Consider the following 16,511-nt stretch of genomic DNA (forward strand, 5'->3'; position numbering starts at 1 on the left):
AGCCCGGGCAGCTTGTCGATGATCGCGACGATGAAGGTCGCGCTGACCACGTAGCCGACGCCGGCACAGAAATACGCCGCCATGAACACGCGCAGGAAGCCGGCCCCCGGCGGGTTGTCCTCCATCTTCTGTCCGCCGACCGTGAGGGACGTGCTGTCGGGCGGCGGCAGCCAGCGCCACGCCGGGATCAGCAGCAGCACGCCCAGGGCGCTGAACACGAACCACTGCGCGCGCCAGTCCAGCCACTGCGTCATCAGCGCCACCGCGGCCGCACAGCCCGCGATACCGAGGCCGATGCCGGTGAAGTGGATCCCCAGCTCGGAGCGGTGTTGGTGGCGGATGAGCCAGTTCAGGATCAACCCGGTACCCAGCAGCATGCCCCCGGCGGTGCTCAGGCCGGCAAGGAAGCGCGACACGGACCACCAGAAGACGTCCGTCGTGAGGCCCATCGCCACCGTGGTGATGACCGCGACGACCAGCGCGATACGGTAGAGACGATCCTTGAGCACGAGGTCGCTGGTCATCGATGCGATCAGCGCACCGCTGAGGTAGCCCGCGTAGTTCCACGCCGCCAGCCAGCCGGCGTCGGCCACGCCGAGACCGGCCTGCTGCTGCATCAGCGGCAGGAGCGGTGTGTAGGCGAAGCGCGCGACGCCCATCACCAGAATCAGGCTCAGGATGCCCGCCCCGAGGACCTTCATCCGCTGCATCTGCTCTCTCATCGCGGCTGTTCCCATCGGTGGTCTCAATACGGTATGGTATGGAAAGCGGCGGCGCAAGCTATTCTGATTCCGACATGGATTTTCTCGGCACATGTCGGACGGAATACCGCCCCTGCAGCGTGACGCACGCCACGCCGTGCAGGGATCGTCACGCATCAGTGGTCGGGCAAGGCCGGAACGCTTCTCTATACTGGGAGCGCTGCCCGTTCAATCCTCGAGGAGACCGCGATGTCCGCCCACACCTACAAACTCGTCGAAATCGTCGGTTCGTCCCCGGACAGCGTCGATGCCGCGATCCGCAACGCGATCGAGACCGCCGGCAAGACGATCCGCCATCTCGACTGGTTCGAGGCGACCGAGATCCGCGGCCACATCACCGACGGCAAGGTCGCGCACTTCCAGGTCAAGCTGAAGGTGGGGTTCCGGCTGGAGGAGTGAGCCCGCGGCCGGCCTCGAGCATCGCGCGGCGGCTTTCCGGCGTCTCAAGGCTGATGCGCCCGAGGGCGCCGCTGCGGTAGTCGACCAGGAAGATCTGCGCGGCCTTTTCCAGGTCCGGCGCGCCGCCCTTGAGACGGCAGCCGCGGCGCGCCGCGACGATCTCGACCACACCGACGCCGTCGAGCACCTCCATGCGCTCCGGGGCAATCCCGTAGCGCTGCGCGACGAGCTCCGGATAGCGCTCCACCAGCACGTCGCCGAGGAAGGCGGCGACCTCCTCGTCGATCACCGCATTGCGGCCGATGGCGTGGCTCGCCGCGAGCATGAAGCCGTCCGAATCGTGGTCGATCTTCGGCCACATCAGGCCCGGCGTGTCGGTGATCGTCATGTGCGAGCCGAGATCGAAGGTCTGCTGCTGCTTGGTCACTGCCGGCTCGTCGCCCACCGCCGCGACGCGGCGTTTGAGCAGCGCGTTCATGAGCGTGGATTTGCCGACGTTGGGGATGCCCATGATCATGATGCGCAGCGGCCTCGTGCCGTCGGTGCGGTGCGGTGCCAGCGCCTGACACAGCCCGGGCACCCGCGCGACATCGCCCGGCTTCTTGCATGACAGCGCCACCGCCTTCACGCCTGCCTGTGCGTTGAAGAAATCCAGCCAAGCGCGGGTCGCGACGGGGTCCGCGAGATCCGCCTTGTTGAGCAGCTTGAGGCACGGACGCTGCCGGAACAGGCGCAATTCGCGAATCATCGGGTTGCTGCTCGCCTCGGGGATGCGGGCGTCGAGCACCTCGATCACGACGTCGGTCATTGCCATGGTCTCGGCCGCCTTCTTGCGCGCCGAGGTCATGTGACCGGGAAACCACTGGATGGACATCTGGACAGTAAGCGTTGGACAAGGCGCGCATTATCGCCTCCTTCGACCTGCGATTGGGGCAAAATGGCGGCCTTTCGAGGGGTAGTGCATGAATCGTGACGAAGTGATCGCGGCGACGCGCCGGTGGATCGAGAAGGCGGTGATCGGGCTCAACCTGTGCCCGTTCGCCAAGTCGGTGTATGTGAAGAATCAGGTGCGCATCGTCGTCAGCGAGGCGAAGCATGTGGACGCCTTCCTCGAGGATCTCGACCGCGAGCTCGAATTCCTCGCTGCCGCCGACCCGCAGGAGGTCGACACGACCCTCCTCGTCCATCCGACCCTGTTTCCCGACTTCCTCGACTTCAACGAGATCGCCGGCATCGCCGAGGAAGCGGTCGAAGAGCACGAGCTCGAGGGCATCCTGCAGGTGGCGAGCTTCCACCCGCGCTTCCAGTTCGAGGACACGGCCGAGGACGACATCACGAACTTCACCAACCGCTCGCCCTTCCCCACCCTGCATCTGCTGCGCGAGGAAAGCATCGAGCGCGCCGTCGCGGCCTACCCGGAAGCCGAGGAAATCTACGAGCGCAACATCGAGACGGTGACGAAGCTCGGGCTCGACGGCTGGAAGGCGCTCGGCATCCCCGGCATGGGGGGCGAGAAGAAGTGAGCCGCGCGCGCCACAAGCCTGCGACGCCTGCGACCGAGCCCACGGCTCCCGCCGTGCCGCCCGCGATTCCGGACGTGCGGCCGGGACAGTCGGTCGAGCTTCTCAAGGAGCTCCACATCCTTACGCGCGACGGCAAGCTCAACCAGGACAGCCGGCGCAAGCTGAAGCAGGTGTACCACCTCTACAACTTCATCGAGCCGCTGCTCGACGAAGTCATGAACGCCCGCGGGGATCTCACGCTCGCGGACCATGGCGCCGGCAAGTCCTACCTCGGCTTCATCCTCTACGACCTGTTCCTGAAGGCGCGCGAGGGTGACAAGACCGGTGGCCACATCTACGGCATCGAAACCCGCGAGGAACTCGTCGCCCGTTCGCGCGAACTCGCGGCCCGGCTCGGCTTCGGGCGCATGAGCTTCCTGAACCTCTCGGTCGAGGAATCCATCCGCTCGCCCGAGCTGCCCGAGCGCATCGACATCGTCACGGCCTTGCACGCCTGCAATACCGCCACCGACGACGCCATCCGCTTCGCGCTGGAGAAGCGCGCGCGCTTCATTGTGCTGGTGCCCTGCTGCCAGGCCGAAGTCGCGGCCACGCTGCGCAAGCACAAGAACGAATCCTTCGGCCGCACTCCGCTGTCCGAACTCTGGCGTCATCCCATCCACACGCGCGAATTCGGCAGCCAGCTCACCAACGTGTTGCGCTGCCTGCTGCTCGAGTCGCACGGCTACCAGCTCACGGTCACCGAACTCGTCGGCTGGGAGCATTCGATGAAGAACGAGCTCATCATCGCGCGCGCCACCGGCCAGCCTCGCGGCAATGCGCGCGAGCGGCTGGAGAGCATCCTCACTGAACTGAACCTCGAAGAGCTGCGCGAACGCTTCGTGTACTGATCCGCACGCGGGGCGTCAAACTTGATCGCGGTGAAGTACGCACGGCTTGTGCGCAGGTAAGCTGCTGGTTCACAAACTGCCCGCGGCGTACCCCATGTCCGATGTCCCGTTCCCCGTCCTGGTCGCCGCCGTATTCCTGTTCGGCACCCTCGCCATACTCCACGTGTTCATGCGGCAGCAAGAGGCGCAGCGCAAGCTGCCCGAACGCGACCAATACCTCGCCACGCACGGGCTCGATTCGGTGCTGTGCGCACACTGCCGCTCGATAGACACGCGCGAATTCGGGCTCAGCGATTCCGGCGACGACCGTCGCATTGTCGCCTGTTCTCAGTGCGACAAGCTCCTGTTCCGCTACACCCGGGCGGCGCCCGCTTCGCTTTAGAACAATCCCGCGTTTGGACGGGTCAACGCGGCATCTGCTCCCGGAGGCCGATCATGGAACTCGCATCCCTGACTTCCTCGCTGCTGACCTCGCTCGGTGTCGCGCAGGAGCGTTTCGATGGCGGCGATCTTGTTGTCCATAGCCCGATCGATGGCAGCCTGATCGGCCGGGTCGGAGCCGGCGACAAGGCCGCGACGGAGGCGGCCATCGCGCGCGCGCATGACGCCTTCCTCGCCTGGCGCAGCGTGCCCGCCCCGCGGCGCGGTGAACTCGTGCGGCGCTTCGGCAACCTCCTGCGTGATCACAAGACAGACCTCGGCACGCTCGTTACGATCGAAACGGGCAAGATCCGTCAGGAAGGCCTCGGCGAGGTACAGGAGATGATCGACATCTGCGACTTCGCCTGCGGCCTCTCGCGGCAGCTGTACGGACTCACGATCGCCAGCGAACGGCCGGGCCACCGCATGATGGAGCAATGGCACCCTGCGGGCGTCGTCGGCGTCGTGTCGGCCTTCAACTTCCCGGTCGCGGTATGGGCATGGAATGCGATGCTGGCGTGGGTGTGCGGCGACAGCGTGGTGTGGAAGCCCTCGGAACGCACGCCCCTCACCGCGCTCGCCTGCAGAGCCCTGTTCGAACGCGCATGCCGCGGTGTGAGCGAGGCCCCGGCGGGCCTGTTGGAAGTGCTGACCGGCGGCCGCGAGCACGCGGCCCTGCTCGCCGACGACCGCCGCATCGCGGTCTTGTCCGCGACCGGCTCCTGCGACATGGGGCGCGCGCTGGCGCCGCGCGTCGCAGCGCGCCTGGGACGCTCCATCCTCGAGCTGGGCGGGAACAATGCCGCAATCGTGTGCCCCAGCGCCGATCTCGCGCTCACCGAGCGCGCGATCCTCTTTGCCGCGGCGGGCACGGCCGGACAGCGCTGCACCACGCTGCGCCGCCTGATCGTGCATGAGTCGATTGCCGACACGCTGCTCGAGCGCCTGCGCGCGGCCTGGCGCCGCATTCCCGTCGGCAGCCCCCTCGACACCTCAACCCTTGTCGGCCCGCTGATCGACAGCGGTGCCGGGGCGGCGATGGATGCTGCCCTGGCCGAAGCGAAGGCAGCGGGCGGCAAGGTGTTCGGCGGCGAAACGGTGACGGTGCGCGGCTGCGAAGGCGGCTGCTACCGCCGTCCGGCGCTGGTCGAAATGCCCGCGCAGCACGACATCGTCCGCCGCGAGACCTTCGCCCCCATCCTCTACGCGATCCGCTATTCCAGCTTCGAAGAGGCGATCGTGCTGCACAACGACGTGCCGCAGGGGCTCGCGTCGTCGATCTTCACGCGGGATCTCGCCGAAGCCGAGCGCTTCCTGTCCGCTGCGGGAAGTGATTGCGGAATCGCCAACGTGAATATCGGCCCCTCGGGTGCCGAGATCGGCGGCGCGTTCGGCGGCGAAAAGGATACCGGGGGCGGACGCGAGTCGGGCTCCGATGCGTGGAAGGGGTACATGCGCCGCGCGACCTGCACGATCAACTATTCGGGCGCGCTGCCGCTCGCGCAGGGCATCCGCTTCGGGCTGGACGAAAGCTGAGCCGGGCGTGCGCCCCTAGCCCGCGGGGATCGCAGCAGATTCCCGCGTCACGAGCAGCTGGTCGATGCGGTAATTGTCGATGTCGACCACCTCGAACTTGTAGCCGCCGTAGCTCACCGAATCGGTGCGCTTGGGCACCTTACGCAGGGCATACATCATGAAGCCGGCGAGGGTCTCGTAGTTTTCGCTGCCTTCGAATTCGTCGATCTCCAATGCGTGCATCACGTCCTCGATCGGCGTGATGCCGTCGATCAGCCACGAATCGGCGTCGCGCTTGACGATGAGTTCCTCCTGCAGCGTGCTTCCCAGTTCGCCCATCACGGTGTTCATGACGTCCTGCAGGCTCAGCAGGCCGACGATCAGCGCATATTCATTGACGATCAGCGCGAAGTCCTCGCGCGCTGCACGGAAACGGTCCAGCGCTTCAAAAAGCGTGAGCGTGTCGGGAATGACGAGCACGCTGCGCACCATCGGGTCCGCGCGCAGCGAGAGTTTTTGCCCGGACAGGATGCGCGTGAAGATGTCCTTCAGGTCCACATAGCCCACCACCGTGTCGATCGTGTTCTCGCACACCGGGAACTTGCCGTGCGGCTGGTCGGTGAGCTTCTTGCGGATGCTCTCCTCGGATTCGTTCAGCGTGAAGAAGACGATGTTCTCGCGGTTCGTCATCGCCGAGCCGACCGTCCGCGTATCGAGCTCGAACACGTTCATGATGAGCTCGCGCTCCTGGTTCAACAGGGTGCCGGTCAGGGCTCCTGCCTCGGCCATCGCAACGATGTCTGCCGAGGTGATGTCCTCGGTGCGCACGTTGGGCAGCTTGAACAGTGCGAACAGGCGGTTCGCAAGGCCATCGAAGAACCACACGGCAGGCGCGAACGCGATCATGAATACCTGGATCGGCTTCACCACCGCCACCGCGACGCGCTCCGGCGCGACCATCCCCAGCCGCCGCGGAATCAGATCGGCGAACAGGATGAACAGCGAGGTCACGACGATGAAGGACAGCACGAAGCTCAGCGTATCAAGCATCTGTCCGTCATAGACGAGCGCGATAACACCCGAAATCGCGGGCGACAGCGCCGATTCGCCGACGATGCCCCCCAGGATCGCGATCGCGTTCAGCCCGACCTGGACCACGGTGAAGAAATGGCCCGGGTTCTCCTGCAGCGCGAGAACCCGCGCCGCGGCCGCGTCGCCGCCTTCGGCCATCAGCCGCAGCTTGATCTTCCGCGACGCAGCGAGGGAAATCTCCGAAATCGAAAAGAACGCGCTCAAAGCGATGAGCGCGGCAATGACCAGCAACTGATTCGACAGACTCACGATAAAACTCCGCACTCCTCCGCAGCAGACGCCCGCGGCCGCCATGCGCCGCCGCGTGTCTGCAGCCGACGCGGGGCCTCACCGGGTCAGAAGAGGATCTCGAAGCCGACGCCCAGCGCCCAGCCGCGCCGGTCTTCGTCCTTCGCATCGCCCTGCGGCCAGAAGTGTCCCAGGCTAAGCTCGACCAGCGTCCAGTCCCGATACACCGGCTGCTTCCAGACCGCACGCACGCCGGTCTCGGAGACGTTGTCCGAACCCGCGGTCGCACCGCCGATGAGGGCTTCCAGCGACAAGGTATGCTGGTCGCCGAAGTTCTTGAAGATACCCATACTGTTCGCCCATGCCAAGCCGTCGGTCTCGTCCGAGATCGTTCCGGCTAGCTGCCAGCGAAACGCCAGGGTCCGCGTAAAACCGTGACCGAAGCTCAGCGCGGTCGTCGAACCGACACCGTCCTTGCGGTTCCAGAAGATCGTCTCGCGGAGGTCGATGCGGTCGTGCTCTCCCAGCGCCCAAGCTTTCTTGTAGCGCGCGTGGGCATAGGGTTTGATGCCGCTGCGCAGGCCTGCGCGGAAATCGATGTTGTCGCGGAGCGCATAGCCGACTCCGGCGAAAAAGGTCTGGTCCTGCCTGCGGTCCTCGGCGAGCAGCAGTTCGCGCCGGGTGAAGGGCTCGGGCTGGTCGATGAGGAGCTCCCGCTCGTTTTCCTGACCGAAGAACAGATAGGTCTTTTCCTTCACGTTCGGCATGTCGAGCTTTGCACCAAAGCGGAAGCTCGCGTCGGGGCTTTCGTGCTGCCGAGTAAGGAACTTGAAGCCGATGGAGCCCGACACCTTGCCGCCCTGCTCGAACGGTTTGTCGCCGAACCAGCCGTCGACGTGCCGTGCGACCCCCTCGGTGAAGTCATGCACCATCGCACGGCTGCGCTCGAGGATCAATATTCCCGATCCGGCCGGCTGCGGCGCACCCGGCTCGTCCGCACCTGCCGCCCATCCGCTCGCGAGATATCCGAGCAGCACGCAACTCGCCAAACCCCGTCTCATGCGCGAACCCCCCTGCAGCAATCGGAAAGCCGACATTTTTTCTAATTTACGGCGTCCGACCGAAAAAGGCGAACCTGCAACGACGAGCGGCGGGAATCCCGTCACGAATGCCGCATGGTTTTCCGCTGGAGGGAGGCGATCAGCCGCGGGGCGCCATCAAGCGTTCCGGCTCGACCGACACCGTCTCGACCCCATCCGTGATCCACATCTGCCCGTCCTGAATCGTGCATTGCAGACGCATGCTGCGCGCGGTCAGCGCCGCCAGCGCGGGGGCGACATCCCCGGGCAGGTTCAGCACGGTGAGGTTCGTCAGCCGCGTAAGCTTGTCGCGGATGCCGTTCCACCAGACGTCCGCCGCTCGCCCGTAGCTCATGACGACGACTTCGCGGGCGCGGCCGCAGGCCTTGCGGATCCACTTCTCGTCCGGCTGGCCGACGTCGATCCAGCGCTCGACGAGGCCGGTCAGGTCCTTCTGCCACAGGTCCGGTTCATCGTCGACGCACAAGCCCTTGGCGAAAGCGAGCGCGGGATCGGCGTACAGCGCAAACGCGAGGATGCGCACCATCATCCGTTCGTCGGTCTCCGACGGATGACGCGCGATCGTCAGGTTGTGGTCGCCGTAATAGTTGCGGTCCATGTCGGCGACCACAAGCTCGGCCTTGAAGATGGTTGCCTTGAGGGCCATGTCGTTCGATTCCCGCTGCGGCCTCGGGCCGCTGTTGATTGGTTGTGCCGCGCTTCAGTGCGTCGGGGTTCCGGCGGGGCGACGCGCCTGCTGCCACGCGAGCACCGCCTGCGTTGCGTACGCCATCACACGGTCGCGGAACTGCGCAGGCAGCTCCTTCGACAAGGCACCGAACAGCGCCTCGTTCATCTCGCGCGCCAGCCCGTCGGCAGCCAGCCCTTCGGCCAGGCACTGGATCTGGATATGCGCGACCGCGTCGGCCACCAGGCGCCAGCCGAGCACCGGCATCAGCTCGGTCAGCGCGAACATCATCCCGCCGAGCCGGGTCAGGATTGCCGTCGCCTGCTCGCGCTCGTCGCTTGCGATCATCGCGTGCCACAGGGCGAGATGGATGCCGCGCCTGAGATCGATCTTGAAGTCGATCGCGTTGCCTTCGCCTTCGGCGATCGCGGCGAACTGGCGCTGGAACCGCGCCTCCTGCTCGGGCCCCAGCGCAGTGCGCAAGGCACCGAGGAGTTCCGACAGGCCGGGAATCGCGACCAGTCCGAAGGCCTGGCTGTACGCGAGCCCCCACTGGTCAAGGCCCGCAACGAGCATCGCCAGGCGCAGTGCCCGCGCGTCATCGTCGGCTGCCGCGCGGCTCCAGTTCCCCAGCGCTGCGGCGAGCGTCTCGACGCCGCGCGCACGGCCGGCATCATCCTCGTCCAACGTCAGGCGGAACACCTGAGCAAAGCTGTCCTGCGCCATGCGCGCAGCGAGCTTCTGCACATCGACCGCCGCCAGGGCGGCGAGCGAGTCGACCGGAATCGTCTCGGCGGATACGTCTTGCGTCATGTCTGCGGTCCGGCAAAAGGGGCGTATTCTGAGCCCCGCGCGAGCGGACGGCAAATATCGCCCGACCTTGCTGCGGCCGGTCTTGTGCATTGCGCCATTCCTGACAGAATGCGCCCATCCTCTCCAATCCCGACGACCATGTCCGACCTTCCCTTCGAATCGCTGACCCCCGATCTCCTTCTCGACGCACTCGAGAGTGTCGGCCTGCGCCCCGACGGTCGCATGCTGGCCCTGAACAGCTACGAGAACCGCGTCTATCAGGTCGGCATGGAGGACGCGCCGCCGCTGATCGTCAAGTTTTATCGCGCCGCACGCTGGAGCGACGAAGCCATCGCCGAGGAACACGCCTTCGTCACCGAACTCGCCGCGCGGGAGATTCCCGTCGTCGCTCCGCTCGCGATCACAGGCGCCACGCTGCACCATTTCGCCGACCAGCGCTTCGCGGTCTTCCCGCGTGCCGGCGGGCGCGCCCCCGAGCTGAACGACCCCGCGACACTCGAATGGATGGGGCGCTTCATCGGCCGCATCCACGCGGTCGGAGCCCTGCAACCCTACCGGGAACGGCCGACGCTGGATATCGCGACCTTCGGCGTCGAGCCGAGACGCTACCTCCTCGACCACGACTTCATCCCCGCCGACCTGCTTGCCGCATGGACGAGCACCGTGGACCAGGCGCTCGACGGGGTGCGGCGCTGCTTCGAGCGCGCCGGGACCGTTGCACACATCCGGCTGCACGGCGACTGCCACGCCGGCAACGTGCTGTGGAGCGAATCTGCCGCTGCCCCGGGGCCGCAGTTCGTCGATTTCGACGACAGCCGCATGGGCCCGGCCGTACAGGATCTGTGGATGCTGCTGTCGGGCTCGCGCGACGAGATGAGCCGCCAGCTCGGCGATGTACTGGCCGGGTACGAGGATTTCCACGAGTTTTCCCCGCGCGAGCTGCATCTGGTGGAGGCGCTGCGCACCCTGCGCCTCATCCACTACTCGGCGTGGATTGCCCGTCGCTGGGCCGATCCGGCCTTCCCGCGCGCCTTCCCGTGGTTCAACACTCAGCGCTACTGGCAGGACCGGGTGCTGGAGTTGCGCGAGCAGGTCGCCGCGATGGACGAACCGCCGCTCTGGTCGATTTGACCGTGCCCGTCAGGCTCGCCGCAGGAAGGAGGGCTCGCGCGACTTCGGCGGCTGCGCCGTGCCGGAACGGAAGCTGTCGAGCGTGCGCCGCAGGTGCGCGGCGTCCTCGTCGCCGAAACCGCGCTTGAAGTCGGTGAGCACCAGCCGCGAACGGGTCAGCCAGTTGCCGGGCGCGTCATCCACCGCGCACCACGACGCCGTCGACACGTCGGGCACGTGCTGCGCCAGCCACAGCATCGCCTCGCGCTCGCGCAAACCGTGCAGTTCGGCGCCGTTCTTGGGAATGACATGCGGCGTCGCGCCGCACACCCGCGGGCGGATGTCCTCGGCGAAGCGCCCCACCAGTTTGGACAGCGAAAACAGCATTCGCCAGTCCGAAGTGATGACGATGCGAGCCTCTTCATAGTCGCGCACGACCGCCTCGATGTGCGGCAGGCAGCGAAAATCCTCGACCTCGCCCCACGGGTGGGTAACGCCGTCGAAATCCATGAAAATATAGCTATGCCGAGTCATTGATTGGTTGCCGATAGTAACGGCGCAATTGCGCACTGAATGGTAGAATGCTGCATTGCGCAAAATATCGCAAGTAGCCATCGGAAACGGCGAATTGCGGGTTCCACCTATTTCTAAAGATATAAGCGCGGCAGCACACTGCTGCGTCGCACCATTTTCATTCCAGTTTTCCAAGGATTTACCCATGAAGTCGCTCGTCAATCTCGAAGGCAAGGTCGGCCTGATCACCGGCATCGCCAACGAAAAGTCCATTTCCACCGGCGTCGCCGAAGCGTGTGCGGAGGCAGGTGCGAAGCTCATCATCACGTACCAGAACGACAAGACACGCGCCTTCATCGAACCCGTCGTCAATCGCCTCGGCGTCGAAGACGTGTATCTCCTGGACGTGACGCGCCCCGAGACCCTCGCCGACGTGCAGGAGAAGATCGCCGCGCGCCACGGCAAGCTCGACTTCGCGATCCACAGCATGGCCTTCGCCAAGCGCGACGACCTGCACGGCCGCGTGGTCGACACCTCGCCGGACGGCTTTGCGATGGCGATGGACGTTTCGACGCATTCATTCGTGCGCCTCGCCAAGATGGTCGAGCCGCTGCTGGAGCGCGCCGGCGGCGGATCGCTGGTCACGATGACCTACCTCGGCAGCGAAAAGGTGATCCCCAACTACGGCGTGATGGGCCTGTGCAAGGCCGCGCTGGAAGCTGCGACCCGCTACATGGCGTTCGAACTCGGCGGCAAGAACATCCGCGTGAACGCCGTCTCCCCCGGCCCGCTGATGACGCGTGCCGCATCCGGTATCGCCGGCTTCGACGGCCTGATGGCGACCGCGGTCGAGCGCTCGCCGATGCACGCCCTCGTCACGCCGGAGGACATCGGCGCGCTGACGGCCTTCCTCGTCTCCGACGCCGGGCGGCTGGTCACCGGCGGGGTCCATTTCGTGGACGCCGGCTACAACATCATGGCCTGAGACGCGAGGCGGCGGTGATCGATCTCGCCGAAGCTCGCGCCCGACTCGGTCGTATCGGACTCCGCCTGCCCGATCCGATCCCCCCTCACGCCCTGCTCGAGGGCATGCGGGAGATCGGACGGGGCGAATACAGCATCGTGCTGCAACACCCCGATCCCGAGCGGGTCTATAAAGTCGTCAGTTCGCCCGCCGACCTGTTCCTCTACACGGCCGATGACCGCCCGTGCGGCCCGCACTTCCCGGTGGTCTACGCGCACCATGGGACGATCGGGCGCGCACAATCGGGCTACCCCTTCCATCTCCTCGAGATGGAACGTCTCTATCCGCTGCAGGACGGAACCCCGGCCGCCGAACAGGCCGCCCTGCTGATCGACGCCTACTGGGCGGCCTGCGTCGAACGCGCGCAACTGGGTGGGGACATGGGCAGGATCGCGCTATACCATGTGAGCCTCGCGCCGCCCGCGATAGGCGATTCGCTGACGCTCGCATTGAAGGCGCTGTCGGACTTCGTCGAGGAGTATCAGGTGCTGCCGGACATCCTCAACGCGGACAACATCATGATGCGCAAGGACGGCACGCTGGTATTCTCCGACCCGGTATTCATCGCCTGAACGATTCCCCACGGTACAAGGGCCACGATGAGCGACTTCGACGAGCACCACCCGCCCCACGCGCCGTGCACCGGCGTCGGCATACCGCGCAGCGGCGCATTCGACCCGGCCGCGTTCGAGCGTGCGGTCAACGACCTCCTGGCCGCCTGCGGCATCGCCCCCGACACCACCCACATGGGCCGCACCGCGACGCGCGTGCGCGAACTGTGGCAGCGGCGCCTGCTCGGCGGATACGAGCTCGATCCCGCCGAAGCACTGGGTGACGGCTTCCCCGACGAGCGCTCGGACATGGTCGTGATTCGCGGCATCGCCGTGCACGGCGTGTGCCCGCACCACCTCGTGCCCTTCCGCGGCGTCGCGCACGTCGCCTACCTTCCCGGCGGACGCCTGCATGGCTTCGGACGCATTGCCCGCCTGGTCGACGCCATCGGGCACCGCTTCACCTACCAGGAATGGATGACGCGCGACATCGCCGATGCCCTGCTCCAGCATGGCCATGCGCGGGGCGCGGCGTGCATCATCGAGGCGGAGCAGCTGTGCCTGCTGCTGGGCGAGGACCGGCGCGGCGACGAGCGCGTGGTCACGCAGGCGTTCGCCGGCGAATTCGAGACGCGCGAGCACCTGCGCAGCGAGTTCTTGCACGTGGTCGCCGGGCGCGGCGTACGCTGACTCGTCGCGTTCAGTGAAGGGTAAAGGTCGGCACCCCCTGCGTGCCGATCTCGAGCATCACGACCTCTTTTCCGCGCAGCGTCACCGAACCGTGCACGCGGTCGTTGCCCGAAACCGAGTATTCGAACTCATAGACGCGCTGCGGACACAGCCGCCCGTCCTCGTCGCGGACGAAGCGCAACGAGCGGCTCGAGACGGTTTCGTCGAGGAACTGCACGCCTTCGCGGCGGCACGCCGCCCTCGCCGCCTGTACGCCAATTTCGCGCGTCCGGGCGCTATCCAGCCAGAACCAGCCGCACAGGCACAGCAGCATCAGGGCCAGCAACTCGGAAAATGTCATTGTCGGTGAGTCCGCAAAACCGGATGCGCCATCAGTCGAGCTCCATGCCGCGCATCACGAAGAAGAACAGGCCGCCGAGGAGTGCCGACAACGGCACTGTCAGCAGCCACGCAGCGAAGATGCGCAGCACCTGCGTGCGCGTGACCAGCTCCTTCCGATAAACCTCGCGCAACACCCTGCGCTCACGCTTCGAGAAGTTCGCCGGATCCGTCTTCTGTTTCGAACGCGCCTTCAGGTCAGCGAGCATCGCCTTCTTTTCCGGCACGCCGGCACGCTCAAAACGGTCGAGAAACTGATCGATCGCCGCCTGATCGCCTGCCGGGTGGTGCGCCTTCATCTCCGCGACCATGCGCGCATGGCTGCCCTTGAGGTACTCGCGCAGGAACCCGACACCGATCACGGCGCCGACCGCGATGTGCGTCGAACTGACCGGCAGGCCCAGCACACTGGCGGCGATCACGGTCACGGTCGCCGACAGGGCCACGCTGAACGCGCGCATCTGGTCCAGCTCCGTGATCTCCTCGCCCAAGGTACGGATCACTCGTGGTCCGAACAGCGCAAGCCCGAGCACCAGCCCAAGAGCCCCGGTCAGCAACACCCAGAACGGGACCGAGGTCTGACGTGCGACGGGTCCGTCGAGGTGCGCGAGCGAATCGACGATCGACGCCAGCGGCCCCACCGCGTTCGCCACGTCGTTCGAGCCGTGCGCGAAGCACAGCAGCGCGGCGGCGAAGATCAGCGGCGGGTTGAACAGGCGGTTCACGCCCGACTTGGTGTTCGCGATGATGTAGTTCGGGTTCGCCACGGCGCGCCGCACATAGAGCCACGCGGCGCCCGCGGGGACGATGCCGCTGACGGCTGCCACGCCGAAATCGGCCGTCCACAACCGCCCGAAGCCCTTCATCAGCAGATAGGTCCAGAATGACCACGCCATGAACGCCACGAGCCCGGGCAGCGTGCGCCGCGCCGCCGCGACCATGTCGACCTGATAGGTGATGAGGCGCTTGATCACGTAAAGAAACAGCGCCGCGAACAGCCCGGCCAGCACCGGCGAGATCACCCAGCTCGCCGCAATCGCACCGACGACCTTCCAGTTCACGACGTCCAGGCCCACCGCGGCGACGCCGGATCCCAGCACCGCGCCGACGATCGAATGCGTCGTCGACACCGGCATGCCGAAAGCGGTCGCGACGTTGATCCAGAGGCCGCCGGCAAGGAGTGCGGCCATCATGACCCATACCATGGCCCAGGCGTCGCCGATATTCGCGGGATCGATGATGCCGCTGCGTATCGTCCGGATCACGTCGCCGCCGGCGATCAGGGCGCCCGCAGCCTCGAACACCACCGCGAGGGCGAGCGCGCCGGCGAGGGTCAGCGCCTGTGCGCCCACGGCAGGCCCGACGTTGTTCGCAACGTCGTTGGCACCGATGTTCATGGCCATGTACGCACCGAGCACGGCGCCGACCACCACGAGCACCCCGCCCTCCGACCCGCCCTTCAGCGCCGCATACAGCATCACGCCTACGACGAAGAGCATGGTCGCCCCCAGGCGCAGCAGTTCGCCGTGCCCCTGGCGCGTGGCCTTGTCGATTTCGTCGATATGCTTGAGTTCCAACTTTCAGCCGACCACTATGCGAACGCGGAATTGTTCATTCTCGCAGAATCCGGCATCGCCTCAGAGGCGATCGTATTTGTCCGACCGTCCGCGGGCCTTGTCGACCGGATAGCGCTCGGCGTTGATGCGCATCTTCGTCCTCGCGGCGTCTGCCAGATCGACACCGAGAACGTCGGCCAGACGCACGAGGTACAGCAGCACATCGGCAAGCTCCAGCGCCACTTCCGCGCGCGCCGGCTCAGGCAGCGCGGCCGACTCGTCACCGCTCAGCCACTGGAAATGCTCGATCACCTCCCCGGCTTCGCCGGACAGGGCCATGGCAAGGTTCTTGGGCGTATGGAAGCGCTCCCAGTCGCGCTCCGCGGCAAATGCACGCAGCGCGTCGCGCAGGGCTTCGAGGCTGTCCTGCCCGCTCATTCGATGTGATGCTCCAGGTCGAAACCCGCGCCCTCGTCCTCGCCGAGCACGCGCACCAGCCAGGGCATCACCGCCTCGAGCGTCTGCGGCAGCACCCACGGCGGATTGACGATGTAGAGGCCACTGCCGAACATCCCGATGCCGTCGCGCGTCGGTTTGCGCACCGCGAGACGCACGTCGAGCCAGCTCTCGGCACCGAGGTCGGCCAGACGCTCCGGCAGCTGCCGTGCTTCGGGCCTCGCAAGCATCGGGTACCACACCGCATACGTGCCGCCCGGAAAGCGCTTCATCGCGTCCGCGACGGTTTCCACCACGCGGCGGTAATCCTCCTTCACCTCGTACGGCGGATCGATCAGCGCCACGGCACGCCGCGCCGGCGGCGGCAGGAGCCCGCGCAACCCGCTAAACCCGTCGGCCTTGCGGATCAGCACGCGATCCGTGTCGCGCGCGAAGGTCTGTTCGAGCAGCGATACGTCGGCCGGATGCAGCTCGAACAGGCGCATGCGGTCCTGATCGCGCAGTTGCGTCATGGCCAGCGCGGGGGAGCCCGGGTAGAAGGTCAGGCGCCGGTGCGGATTGAACTGGGCGACCGCGTCGATGTAGGCGCGCAGCGCCTCCGGCAGATCGTCGCGTTCCCACAGGCGTCCGATCCCCCCGGCGAATTCCGCGGTCTTGCCGGCCTGTTCGCTGTCGAGCGCATAGCAACCCGCACCGGCATGCGTGTCGATGTACCACCACGGCTTGTCCTTGCGGTTGAAATAGCGCAGCAGCTCGATCAGGACGAAGTGCTTGAGGACGTCGGCATGGTTGCCGGCATGGAAGGCGTGGCGGTAACTGAGCATG

20 protein-coding genes are annotated in these 16,511 nt (G+C 66.3%); 9 read left to right on the forward strand and 11 right to left on the reverse strand.

Going from position 1 to position 16,511, the window contains the following annotated elements; genetic code table 11:
- Positions 1-722: YbfB/YjiJ family MFS transporter (locus tag GPA27_RS21885; protein WP_169142554.1), on the reverse strand; the 722-nt coding region annotated here is incomplete at its 3' end.
- A gap of 228 nt (positions 723-950) precedes the next feature.
- Between GPA27_RS21885 and GPA27_RS21890 the strand changes: the two genes are divergently transcribed.
- Positions 951-1,160 carry a dodecin gene (locus GPA27_RS21890; RefSeq protein WP_169132300.1) on the forward strand — a complete coding sequence of 70 codons (210 nt, stop codon included), beginning with the start codon at positions 951-953 and terminating at the stop codon, positions 1,158-1,160.
- On the opposite strand, the gene ylqF is transcribed toward GPA27_RS21890, so the two are convergent.
- Positions 1,126-2,034: a ribosome biogenesis GTPase YlqF gene (ylqF, locus tag GPA27_RS21895; RefSeq protein ID WP_169142555.1), complete on the reverse strand. Its 909-nt coding sequence runs from the start codon at positions 2,032-2,034 to the stop codon at positions 1,126-1,128. The two genes, GPA27_RS21890 and ylqF, sit on opposite strands and share 35 nt — an antisense overlap.
- An 88-nt stretch (positions 2,035-2,122) precedes the next feature.
- On the opposite strand from ylqF, the gene GPA27_RS21900 reads away from it, so the two are divergent.
- The 4 genes from GPA27_RS21900 (at position 2,123) to amaB (ending at position 5,529) form a co-directional block, all read left to right on the forward strand.
- Entirely contained in the window at positions 2,123-2,683 is a 561-nt protein-coding gene (locus GPA27_RS21900; RefSeq protein ID WP_169142556.1) for a DUF1415 domain-containing protein, read from the forward strand.
- Positions 2,680-3,573 carry a class I SAM-dependent methyltransferase gene (locus tag GPA27_RS21905; protein WP_373322797.1) on the forward strand — a complete coding sequence of 298 codons (894 nt, stop codon included), beginning with the start codon at positions 2,680-2,682 and terminating at the stop codon, positions 3,571-3,573. Before GPA27_RS21900 ends, GPA27_RS21905 begins: the two co-directional genes overlap by 4 nt.
- A 94-nt stretch (positions 3,574-3,667) precedes the next feature.
- Complete coding sequence (locus tag GPA27_RS21910) at positions 3,668-3,955, forward strand: hypothetical protein (protein WP_169142557.1); 288 nt, start codon at positions 3,668-3,670, stop codon at positions 3,953-3,955.
- A 53-nt stretch (positions 3,956-4,008) separates the two neighbouring features.
- Positions 4,009-5,529 (forward strand): L-piperidine-6-carboxylate dehydrogenase, encoded by a 1,521-nt coding sequence (gene amaB, locus GPA27_RS21915; RefSeq protein WP_169142558.1) that lies wholly within the window; start codon positions 4,009-4,011, stop codon positions 5,527-5,529.
- Positions 5,530-5,544: 15 nt separating this feature from the next.
- On the opposite strand, the gene paeA is transcribed toward amaB, so the two are convergent.
- From paeA to GPA27_RS21935, 4 genes are all read right to left on the reverse strand, one after another.
- A complete protein-coding gene (gene paeA, locus GPA27_RS21920) occupies positions 5,545-6,849 on the reverse strand; it encodes a polyamine export protein PaeA (RefSeq protein WP_256223076.1) in 1,305 nt (434 codons plus the stop codon).
- An 86-nt stretch (positions 6,850-6,935) separates the two neighbouring features.
- Positions 6,936-7,889 (reverse strand): hypothetical protein, encoded by a 954-nt coding sequence (locus tag GPA27_RS21925; RefSeq protein WP_211165155.1) that lies wholly within the window; start codon positions 7,887-7,889, stop codon positions 6,936-6,938.
- A 139-nt stretch (positions 7,890-8,028) separates the two neighbouring features.
- A complete protein-coding gene (locus tag GPA27_RS21930; RefSeq protein WP_169142560.1) occupies positions 8,029-8,574 on the reverse strand; it encodes a YaeQ family protein in 546 nt (181 codons plus the stop codon).
- A 54-nt stretch (positions 8,575-8,628) separates the two neighbouring features.
- Positions 8,629-9,408, reverse strand: a complete 780-nt coding sequence (locus tag GPA27_RS21935) for a hypothetical protein (protein WP_169142561.1) — start codon at positions 9,406-9,408, stop codon at positions 8,629-8,631.
- 138 nt (positions 9,409-9,546) lie between these two features.
- Between GPA27_RS21935 and GPA27_RS21940 the strand changes: the two genes are divergently transcribed.
- Positions 9,547-10,539 carry a serine/threonine protein kinase gene (locus GPA27_RS21940; RefSeq protein ID WP_169142562.1) on the forward strand — a complete coding sequence of 331 codons (993 nt, stop codon included), beginning with the start codon at positions 9,547-9,549 and terminating at the stop codon, positions 10,537-10,539.
- A 9-nt stretch (positions 10,540-10,548) separates the two neighbouring features.
- Here the strand turns inward: GPA27_RS21940 and GPA27_RS21945 are convergent, their stop codons facing one another.
- On the reverse strand, positions 10,549-11,052 hold the full coding sequence (locus tag GPA27_RS21945; RefSeq protein ID WP_169142587.1) for an HAD domain-containing protein: 504 nt from the start codon (positions 11,050-11,052) through the stop codon (positions 10,549-10,551).
- 184 nt (positions 11,053-11,236) lie between these two features.
- Here GPA27_RS21945 and fabI point away from each other — a divergent pair, with 184 nt between their 5' ends.
- From fabI to folE, 3 genes are read left to right on the forward strand one after another with little or no spacing between them, the layout of a single operon-like run.
- Positions 11,237-12,016 carry an enoyl-ACP reductase FabI gene (fabI, locus tag GPA27_RS21950; protein ID WP_169142563.1) on the forward strand — a complete coding sequence of 260 codons (780 nt, stop codon included), beginning with the start codon at positions 11,237-11,239 and terminating at the stop codon, positions 12,014-12,016.
- Positions 12,017-12,030: 14 nt separating this feature from the next.
- The gene (locus GPA27_RS21955) at positions 12,031-12,627 is read left to right on the forward strand and encodes a hypothetical protein (RefSeq protein WP_169142564.1); all 597 of its coding nucleotides are present in this window, start codon (positions 12,031-12,033) and stop codon (positions 12,625-12,627) included.
- Between the two features lie 27 nt (positions 12,628-12,654).
- On the forward strand, positions 12,655-13,296 hold the full coding sequence (gene folE / locus GPA27_RS21960) for a GTP cyclohydrolase I FolE (protein ID WP_169142565.1): 642 nt from the start codon (positions 12,655-12,657) through the stop codon (positions 13,294-13,296).
- Positions 13,297-13,306: 10 nt separating this feature from the next.
- Here folE and GPA27_RS21965 read toward each other — a convergent pair whose 3' ends face one another.
- Genes GPA27_RS21965 through GPA27_RS21980 form a run of 4 tightly spaced genes read right to left on the reverse strand, consistent with a single transcriptional unit; the run spans position 13,307 to position 16,510 of the window.
- On the reverse strand, positions 13,307-13,636 hold the full coding sequence (locus tag GPA27_RS21965; RefSeq protein WP_169142566.1) for a DUF3301 domain-containing protein: 330 nt from the start codon (positions 13,634-13,636) through the stop codon (positions 13,307-13,309).
- Between the two features lie 31 nt (positions 13,637-13,667).
- A complete protein-coding gene (locus GPA27_RS21970; protein WP_169142567.1) occupies positions 13,668-15,251 on the reverse strand; it encodes an inorganic phosphate transporter in 1,584 nt (527 codons plus the stop codon).
- A gap of 60 nt (positions 15,252-15,311) precedes the next feature.
- Positions 15,312-15,668 (reverse strand): nucleotide pyrophosphohydrolase, encoded by a 357-nt coding sequence (locus tag GPA27_RS21975; RefSeq protein WP_169142568.1) that lies wholly within the window; start codon positions 15,666-15,668, stop codon positions 15,312-15,314.
- Positions 15,665-16,510: a 23S rRNA (adenine(2030)-N(6))-methyltransferase RlmJ gene (locus GPA27_RS21980; RefSeq protein WP_169142569.1), complete on the reverse strand. Its 846-nt coding sequence runs from the start codon at positions 16,508-16,510 to the stop codon at positions 15,665-15,667. Before GPA27_RS21980 ends, GPA27_RS21975 begins: the two co-directional genes overlap by 4 nt.
- Between the last annotated feature and the right edge of the window lies 1 nt (position 16,511).

The sequence above is a fragment of the Aromatoleum toluolicum genome (genome assembly GCF_012911005.2).
Classification (GTDB): Bacteria; Pseudomonadota; Gammaproteobacteria; order Burkholderiales; family Rhodocyclaceae; genus Aromatoleum; species Aromatoleum toluolicum.